Origin of the sequence: Rhizobium sp. SEMIA 4085 (assembly GCF_013004495.1) — a bacterium.
GTDB lineage: Bacteria > Pseudomonadota > Alphaproteobacteria > Rhizobiales > Rhizobiaceae > Rhizobium > Rhizobium gallicum.
This window is the reverse complement of the sequence record NZ_JABEPH010000257.1, coordinates 1-8,821: the sequence shown is the minus strand read 5'-3', so window position 1 is coordinate 8,821 and position 8,821 is coordinate 1. Positions and strand designations below refer to the sequence as shown.

At 60.5% G+C, this 8,821-nt stretch carries 7 protein-coding genes; all 7 read left to right on the top strand.

From position 1 onward, the window contains the following. Positions 1 to 1,460, top strand: a 1,460-nt coding sequence (locus C9413_RS22320; RefSeq protein WP_170250923.1) for an FGGY-family carbohydrate kinase, incomplete at its 5' end; no start/stop codon positions are given. Between the two features lie 2 nt (positions 1,461 to 1,462). After that, positions 1,463 to 3,082, top strand: a complete 1,620-nt coding sequence (locus C9413_RS22315; RefSeq protein WP_133938328.1) for a GMC family oxidoreductase — start codon at positions 1,463 to 1,465, stop codon at positions 3,080 to 3,082. Between the two features lie 155 nt (positions 3,083 to 3,237). After that, on the top strand, positions 3,238 to 4,275 hold the full coding sequence (locus tag C9413_RS22310) for an IS110 family transposase (protein ID WP_170250922.1): 1,038 nt from the start codon (positions 3,238 to 3,240) through the stop codon (positions 4,273 to 4,275). Between the two features lie 1,047 nt (positions 4,276 to 5,322). Further along, a complete protein-coding gene (locus C9413_RS22305; protein WP_040114970.1) occupies positions 5,323 to 5,517 on the top strand; it encodes a hypothetical protein in 195 nt (64 codons plus the stop codon). 21 nt (positions 5,518 to 5,538) lie between these two features. Then, the gene (locus C9413_RS22300) at positions 5,539 to 6,114 is read left to right on the top strand and encodes an alpha-ketoglutarate-dependent dioxygenase AlkB (RefSeq protein ID WP_040114971.1); all 576 of its coding nucleotides are present in this window, start codon (positions 5,539 to 5,541) and stop codon (positions 6,112 to 6,114) included. 124 nt (positions 6,115 to 6,238) lie between these two features. Further along, positions 6,239 to 6,550, top strand: coding sequence for a DUF982 domain-containing protein (locus C9413_RS22295; protein ID WP_040114972.1), 312 nt, complete (start codon positions 6,239 to 6,241; stop codon positions 6,548 to 6,550). Positions 6,551 to 6,693: 143 nt separating this feature from the next. Beyond that, positions 6,694 to 8,821, top strand: a 2,128-nt coding sequence (ligD, locus tag C9413_RS22290; protein WP_170250921.1) for a DNA ligase D, incomplete at its 3' end; no start/stop codon positions are given.

Sequence of the window (8,821 nt, the reverse complement as noted above, 5' to 3'; positions counted from 1 at the left end):
GCCGGCTACTGGCGCCTGCGGGGGAGGGGGGCCCCCGCCGCATGGCACACCCCGGCCATGTCGAGGGCGATCTCGGCGATCTCTGGGCCCATGCCAAGCGTGTCATCCGCACCTGTGTGGACAAGGCGGGTATCGTGGCGGCCGATATTGCGGCAATCGGCTGTGCTGGCCATGGCAACGGGCTTTATGCGCTCGACCGGAACGGCGAACCGCTCCTCGCCATCCAGTCGCTCGACACGCGGGCGATAGGTCTCGTCGAAGAATGGGCGGCGGAAGGCGTGGGCGACCGGACCTATCCGATCGGCCGCCAGCGCCCCTGGCCCTCGCAGACGCCAACGCTTCTTGCCTGGCTGAAGCGGCACAGGCCCGAGCTCTTCGAGCGCATCGGCACGGTGTTCTTCTCCAAGGATTTCGTCGTCAACCGTCTGACCGGCCGTCGCGTCAGCGAGGTCTCCGACATGTCAGGTGCCGGCCTGCTCGATCTCGCCGCCCGCCGGTACGACCGGACGCTGATGGCTGCCTATGGGCTGGCCGACTGCATGGACCTGCTGCCGCCGCTCATCGAAAGCGCCGACATCGCTGGCACCGTGACTGGAGAGGTCGCAGCGCAAACCGGCCTTGCAGCCGGCACGCCTGTCATCGGCGGATTGTTCGACGTCGTCGCCTCAGCACTCGGCTCGGGCGTCTCGCGCACCGGCAGCGCCTCGATCATCGCAGGCACGTGGAGCATCAACCAGGTGATCATCGATCGCCCCGCCCTCGACGGGCCGGTCTTCATGTCCGCGACCTTCGACCGCAGCCGTTACATGGCGATGGAAAACAGCGCGACCTCGGCCGCCAATCTCGAATGGCTGGTACGGGAGTTCTTCGAGGGAGAACATCAGGAGAGCGTATCGCCCTTCGACGCCTGCTGCGCTTTAGCGGCTGCGATCGAACCGGCGTCCGACGATCCACTCTACCACCCCTACCTCTACGGCGCCCAGCAGGACGGCCATGCGCGGGCGGGCTTTTATGGGGTTGCGGGCTGGCATGGCAAGGGGCACCTGGTTCGCGCGCTTCTGGAAGGCGTCACCTTCGGGCATCGCCAGCACATCGAGACGATCCGCAAGGCGGGCGCCATCTTCGACGAGGCCGTGCTGTCGGGCGGCGGATCGCGCAGCCGCCTCTGGCCGCAGATATTCGCCGACGTGCTGGGTATGCCCGTTTCCGTCGCTGTCTCGCGGGAAACGGGCGCATTGGGCGCGGCGATTGCGGCGGGAACGGGCGTCGGCCTCTTTGCAGATTTCACGGAAGGGGCGAATGCCATGGTGCGGGTCGAACGGCACTACAAGCCGAACGATGCGCTGACGGCGCACTACAACAGGCGCTATGCGCTGTACAAGGATATTGCCGAAGCGATGACCCCCCTCTGGCGGCGGCTTTCGGCAACCAAGGACCAGGTGGCGGGAGCTGCGGCATGAACATGCATGGCACTGAAATGCCGGTGGACGAAGGCATCTACGATTTCATCGTCGTGGGTGCCGGCTCGGCCGGATGCGTCCTGGCAAACCGTCTGTCGGCCGATCCGAAGAACCGGGTCCTGCTGCTCGAAGCCGGCGGCTCGGATCGCTACCATTGGGTCCATGTGCCAATTGGCTATCTCTATTGCATGGGCAACCCGCGCACCGACTGGATGATGAAGACGGCCGCGGAAGCCGGCCTCAACGGCCGCGCGCTGAACTATCCGCGCGGCAAGCTGCTTGGGGGCTGCTCGTCGATCAACGGCATGATCTATATGCGCGGCCAAGCCGCCGACTACAACGACTGGCGGCAGGCCGGCAATGTGGGCTGGGGCTGGGACGACGTACTGCCGTACTTCTTGAAGTCAGAAGATAACTATCGTGGCAAGTCCGCCACGCACGGCGCCGGCGGCGAATGGCGCGTCGAACGCCAGCGCCTCTCCTGGCCGATCCTCGACGCCTTTCGCGACGCGGCGGAAGAGCTCGGCATTCCGAAGACCGGCGACTTCAACGACGGTGACAACGAGGGTTCGGGTTATTTCGAGGTCAACCAGCGCGGCGGCGTGCGCTGGAACACAACAAAAGCGTTCCTGCGGCCGGCGATGAAACGCACGAATCTGCGCCTGCTCACAGGTGCCGAAACTGAACGACTTGAATTCAACGGAAAGACGGTCACCGGCGTGCGCTTCCAGCATCGCGGCCGCCTCTGCGTCGCTCGCGCATCCCGAGAAGTCGTGCTATCGGCTGGAGCGATCAACTCACCGAAGATCCTGGAGCTGTCGGGCGTAGGCCGGCCGGAGGTGCTCTCCGCCAACGGAATTCCCATCCACCACGACCTTCCGGGTGTCGGAGAGAACCTTCAGGACCACCTTCAGATCCGCACGATCTTCAAGATAGAAGGCGCGCGCACACTGAACCAACTCTATCACAGTCTCTTCAGCCGCGCCGGCATGGGTTTGCAATATGCCATCAGCCGGTCCGGCCCGCTCTCCATGGCGCCGAGCCAGCTCGGTATCTTTGCCAAGAGTGATCCGGCCGTCGCGACGGCCAATCTCGAGTACCATGTCCAACCGCTCAGCACCGATCGGCTTGGCGAACCGCTCCATCGCTATCCGGCTGTAACGGTGTCCGTCTGCAATCTCCGGCCCGAAAGCCGCGGCACGGTGCATGTGACGACGCCCGACGCGGCGCACCCGCCAGAAATCCGCCCGAATTACCTCTCCACCGGCGGCGACCGGATTCTGGCGGCACAGTCCATCCGCCACGCTCGCAGCCTTATGAAAACGAAGGTGCTGGCGCGCTTCCGGCCGCAGGAAGTCCTTCCCGGTCGGGAGTACGACAGCGACGAGGAACTGATCCGCAGGGCGGGCGACATCGCGACGACCATTTTTCACCCAGTCGGCACGTGCAAGATGGGAAATGACACCTTGGCGGTGGTGGATCCGACGCTGAACGTGCACGGGATCGATAGATTGCGTATCGTCGACGCCTCTATCATGCCGAAGATTGTCTCCGGCAACACGAACTCGCCGGTGATTATGATCGCCGAGAAGGCTTCGGAAATCATTCTGAAGCAGTTGTGACAATAAAATGTGCTTAAGGCCGGCGCTGAAGTTCACGTTCAATCGCAGTGAGCGAGGCTCCAGTTTCGATCCTTTTATGTTGGAGTGGACGGCCCCTGAACGGCATCGAAATGTGCCAGAATGAGCTGTTAAGATCTCAATCGAAGGGGCCGCCCATGGACAAGATTATTCGTATTGGCATGGATACGTCAAAACATGTTTTTCAGTTGCATGGCGTGAATGCTGGAGAGAAGCCGGTCTTGCGTGAGAAAATGCGACGCAAGGACGTTCCGGACTGCTTCACTACCTGCCCGCCAACTTTGGGCGCGATCGAGGCCTGTGGTGGTTCGCATCATTGGGCACGGCTGCTCGCCTCATTCGGGCATGAGGTAAAAATGATCGCACCACAACTTGCCAAGCCCTACGTCAAACGGAACAAGAACGACGCAGCTGACGCCGAAGGGCTCTGCGAGGCAATGAGCCGCCCAACGATGCGGTTTGTTCCGGTGAAGACAGCTGATGAACAAGCGGCACTCATGCTGATCAGCGTCCGTACCCGCCTCATCGCCAACCGCACCCAACTCGCCAACGCAATCCGGGGCTACGCCAATGAGTTTGGTGTCTCCGCAGCCAAGGGGCTGGCACATATCCCTATGCTGCTTGAAAGGATACAGGCCGACGCGACTGTGCCAGAGCTCGCACAGGAATTGTTCATGAGCCAGGCCGAGGAATACGCTCAACTGGAAAAGAAGATTGCGGATGTGGAGGCCAAGGTAAAGGCATGGCAGCGTAACGACGAACGCAGCAGACGTCTCAACACCATTCCCGGCATTGGCCCAATCGGTTCGGCTCTTTTGATCATGAAGACACCCGCTCCGGAGCTGTTCCAGTCTGGCCGCCAGTTCGCAGCCTGGATAGGGTTGACGCCAGAAGATCACTCGACCGGCGGCAAGCTGCGGCTCGGTGGTATCACCCGAGCCGGCGATGAAGCTCTGCGGGCCGTCTTGGTGGCAGGAGCAACCGCTGTCATTCATCACGCGCGGCGATCTGGTAAGGCTTCTCAATGGTTGGCGGAACTGCTCAGACGTAAGCCGCCTAAACTGGCAGCTGTCGCACTTGCCAACAAGATGGCGCGCATAGCCTGGAAACTCATGATCTCTGGGCAAACATACAGCGCACAATCAGGAGCAGCTTTGACGGGATGCGCCACATGAAGATTGGCGAGCAAGAACCCTGGATATCCTGATCTTCACCACGTGTTGGTGATACAACAACTTGCAGGATAATAGCAGATGGTGTGATCGATCGATCCGGGACACAGGATACTCCGGAAATCCCTTTGGCTCCTCAAGGCCGCCTTGATGTTTGGGACCTGTGTTGCGGAAACCATCTTGGCCAGCGTTCATGTGCGGACGCAACAACAGGCCGGACATATGGACGCAAGCGATCTGGTCAAATTATCTCGAAATATCTTGCGAGTCGGGGGCCGTCCACATAAGGGGTTTGTATTGGTCGTTTGGGCCGAGTATAACGCTTTGTCTGCGGCACCGACGCTCACCAACGCTTTGGTCGTCAGACAGCCACGCGCTTCTTCCTCGGAGCGTGGCTGCCGTTGAAACCGCTTCTCCAATCCCGTGCGGGATTGAGCCTCCATTCAACCATCTAGGTCCGCAGCTGTGCAACGCCTTGTAATGCAGACGGTCACCTCTTATCTTTTGGCAATCACCAACATAATCCCATACCGCGCGGCTTGCGTTCTGATGACGTCGACAATCCGCGTGTCAAAGGGTAGCCGACGTGTGGCCCCCTGTGCTGCTAAGGTACTCGATTGAACAAGACAAGCATTGCTGCCGCGCCTGCGGCCATGAAGGTGCGAGCGCGGTGAGGTCGTCGCTCGGCCGGACAACAACTGGAAGCCGCCCCCCTGCCTTCTCACGCGCAGGGAACTGGAGGCGATCATTGCCAAGCATCGGCTGAACATAAACCACAATGATAAGGAACAAGCAGATGCAGGTCATCGTCATAGACAGCGATCTCGAACAGGCCATCCGCGCGGTGAAAAAGAAGATCCAGTTCCTCGAGATGAAGCCCCTGGGAGCGTCGGGTTCATGAAGGAGCCCTGTCGATTACCTGATGGCAAAAGGTAGTCCGCAAGAAGATGCTGCGCGAGGGCCTCCTGCCTATCGCCATGCGACAAGCGTCTGCCCGTATGATCCCGCCGGCACACTGAGCCGGCAGCCGAAACCTTGAAAGGTCGAACAATGGAAGAATTGCACAGCATAACAATCTCGCATGAGCGGCTCGATGATTGCCGTGATGTCGTCGAGCCTGATCTGAAGGATCTTATCCGCACTACGATCGCTTCTGGCTTCTCGGCCGAGGAAGTTCTTATTGCGATCAGCGAACTGGTGGCAGAAGATTTCGCCGCAGTCGTCAAAACGCCGAGTGTCCACTGACACGCCGGCGAGGAACTGACCATGAGAATTTCGCCGCAAGGAGACTTGTTTGCTGAAGCGGAGACGCGATTGCCCGAGGGATTGCGCTATCAACCCGCCGTCGTTCCCGAGGCGGTCCAGTCGGATCTGCTTCGAGAGATAAGACAATTGCCGCTGAAACCGTTCGACTTTCATGGCTTTGAAGGCAAACGAAAGGTCATCTCCTACGGCTGGAAGTATGACTTCGACAGGGAGCGGGTGAGGCGCATTGACGACGTCCCGCCGTTCCTTTTGCCCGTGCGCACCCTTGCGGCAGATTTCGCCGGTGTTGAACCCGATGGATTGCAACAGGCGCTGATCACCGAATATGCGCCGGGCGCGCCGATCGGCTGGCATAAGGACAAAAAAGTGTTCGGCAGGGTCATCGGTGTTTCATTGCTATCGCCATGTACTTTCAGGTTGAGGCGTCGCGCCGGCCCGAACTGGGAGCGTGTCTCGGTGATTGCCGAGCCGGGCTCCGTTTACCTGCTCTCGGGTCCCGCCCGAAGCGAATGGGAGCACTCCATCCCGCCCGTCGAGCAGCTTCGCTATTCCATTACCTTCCGCGAGATCGGCTGACGGAACCGTGCAGGTTGCCTGAACGACGGCGCGATGATCTGGTTGGCCTTACGGTCTTGAACAGTCGGAGACAACTCCCAATATCAGTTCGTCAGGATCATTGGTGGCATGAAAGGAGGAAGAGATGCCGCTCAACGATGTTCCATGGACCCGGCCGGTGAGGATTCGGCTGCAATGCGGTTTGGAGCGGACCTTCACAGGCGCTTACGACGCGTTGGATTTTCTCGAAAACGAATGGCCACTGCGCCACGGAGAGCGCCATGAACGCGCGCTGAAGACGTGCCGGGGTGCCCTCAACGGAACCATTCCCGCTGTGATCGCGCGCGAGGCATTCCTGGCGGCTTGTCTCGAAGCCGGCATGCCTGCCGTCATGGTCCCGTGGAAGAGAAGGCCGGCCATCCACCCGGCCCGGCCAGTACGGGCAGCCATTGTCTAGGGCGTCAGCGACGGCCTCGTCTCCGAAGAGACGAGGCCTGGTACAAGCTTCCTGTTTTGCGATGATCGGCTGGAGGAACGCCACCATGGAACTTCCAGCTGCCAACCAGCATTTCGCTGTCGGAGCTGTTTTCGGGAACAACCATGGCCAGTGATAAACTATCGACCTATCGATCGAAGCGCGATTTTCAAAGGACGGCTGAGCCCAGCGGTGAAGGGCGCATTGCGCGCAGCAATCGCCCTCGTTTCGTCATCCAGAAACACGACGCGACCCGCCTTCACTATGATCTGAGGCTCGAGTTCGATGGGGTCTTCAAGTCCTGGGCCGTCACGAAAGGCCCGTCTCTCGACCCGCACGACAAGCGATTGGCGGTCGAGGTGGAGGACCACCCACTAGATTATGGCGATTTCGAAGGGACTATCCCGAAAGGCCAGTATGGCGGCGGTACTGTGATGCTATGGGACCGTGGCTATTGGAAGCCGGAAGGAAAGAAGAGCCCGAAGCAAGCTCTGGAAAAGGGCGACTTCAAATTCACCCTTGAAGGCAAACGCCTGCATGGCGGCTTCGTGCTGGTGCGCATGGGCAACGATCGCGAACGTGGTAAGCGAACCAACTGGCTGCTGATCAAGCACCATGACGCCTTCTCGGTCGAGGAGAATGGCGCGGCGATCCTGGAGGAGAATGACACATCAGTCGCCTCCGGCCGAACAATGGAGATGATCGCCGCTGGCAAAGGGCGCAAGCCCAAACCATTCATCGTCGCGGGAGGCGACGTTCAGGCTGATGCGGTCTGGGACAGCCATCAAGGGCTGGCCGCTGACGAGCGAAAATCGGATGTGCGAGCCGGCAAGGCGTCGGTTTCGCCTGTCGACCTGCCTGATTTCGTCGCGCCACAGCTCTGTCAGACCCTGAAGCGCCCTCCCGTGGGCAAGGGCTGGATCCACGAGATCAAGTTCGACGGTTACCGGATCCAGATGCGCGTGCTGGACGGTGAGGCGACACTGAAGACCCGAAAGGGCCTCGACTGGACAGCCAAATATCGCGAAATAGGCGAGGCGGCATCTGCACTGCCCGATTCAATTATCGATGGTGAGATCTGCGCCCTCGACGAGAATGGTGCGCCCGATTTCGCGGCTCTGCAGGCGGCGCTTTCGGAAGGCAAAGCCGGGGATCTCGTCTACTTCGCATTCGATCTTCTCTACGACGGTGGTGAGGATTTGCGATCTCTGTCAGTTGCGGATCGGAAGGCGCGGTTGCAGAGCCTGCTGGCGGAGGCAGGCGACAATCCCCGCATCCGGTTTGTCGAGCATTTCGAGACTGACGGCGACGCGGTCCTCAGATCTGCCTGCAAGCTGTCGCTGGAAGGCATCATCTCAAAACAGGTGGACGCGCCGTACCAATCCGGCCGAACAGAGACCTGGGCCAAATCCAAATGTCGCGCCGGCCACGAGGTCGTGCTCGGCGCTTATGCCAAGACGAATGGCAAGTTCAGATCCTTGTTGGTCGGCGTCTACCACGGCGACCACTTCGTCTATGTCGGCCGCGTCGGTACGGGATATGGCGCGAAGAAAGTGGAAACGCTGCTTCCGAAGTTGAAGGCGCTCGAGACGACGAATTCGCCCTTTACTGGCATCGGCGCGCCGAAGAAGGGGGCGGAAGTGACTTGGCTGAAGCCCGAACTCGTGGCGGAAATCGAATTCGCAGGCTGGACCGCCGACGGCCTTATCCGCCAGGCTGCTTTTAAGGGACTGCGCGATGACAAGCCGGCCAAGGAAGTCGTGGCCGAACGGCCGGCGAATCCTTCTAAAACCGACCTGCCGGGGCCGGCGCTGGTAGCCACGGCGGCCAGGTCGACGCGACGGAAGGGTGTTAAGGCGGACGTGATGGGCGTGCTGATCCCCAACCCGGACAAGCCGCTGTGGCCGGATGCCAATGACAAGGGATCCGTCACCAAGGAAGAGTTGGCCCGCTATTACGAAGCCGTCGGCTCCTGGATGATCGAGCACATCAAAGGGCGGCCCTGCTCCATTATCCGCGCCCCCGACGGGATCGGTGGCGAGCAGTTTTTCCAGCGACATGCCATGCCTGGCACCTCGAGGCTTCTCGAACTGGTCAAGGTCTTCGGTGACAAGAAGCCATATCTGCAGATCGACCGGATCGAGGGTTTGGCTGCCGTCGCTCAGATCGGCGCTGTCGAACTGCATCCTTGGAATTGCGAGCCGCAGCAGCCAGAAGTGCCAGGGAGGCTCGTCTTTGACCTCGATCCTGGTC

What these genes read in the sequence shown, in the direction of transcription:
- C9413_RS22315 (WP_133938328.1), top strand. Translation starts at nt 1,463, where the DNA reads ATGCATGGCACTGAAATGCCGGTGGACGAAGGCATCTACGATTTCATC.
- C9413_RS22310 (WP_170250922.1), top strand. Translation starts at nt 3,238, where the DNA reads ATGGACAAGATTATTCGTATTGGCATGGATACGTCAAAACATGTTTTT.
- C9413_RS22305 (WP_040114970.1), top strand. Translation starts at nt 5,323, where the DNA reads ATGGAAGAATTGCACAGCATAACAATCTCGCATGAGCGGCTCGATGAT.
- C9413_RS22300 (WP_040114971.1), top strand. Translation starts at nt 5,539, where the DNA reads ATGAGAATTTCGCCGCAAGGAGACTTGTTTGCTGAAGCGGAGACGCGA.
- C9413_RS22295 (WP_040114972.1), top strand. Translation starts at nt 6,239, where the DNA reads ATGCCGCTCAACGATGTTCCATGGACCCGGCCGGTGAGGATTCGGCTG.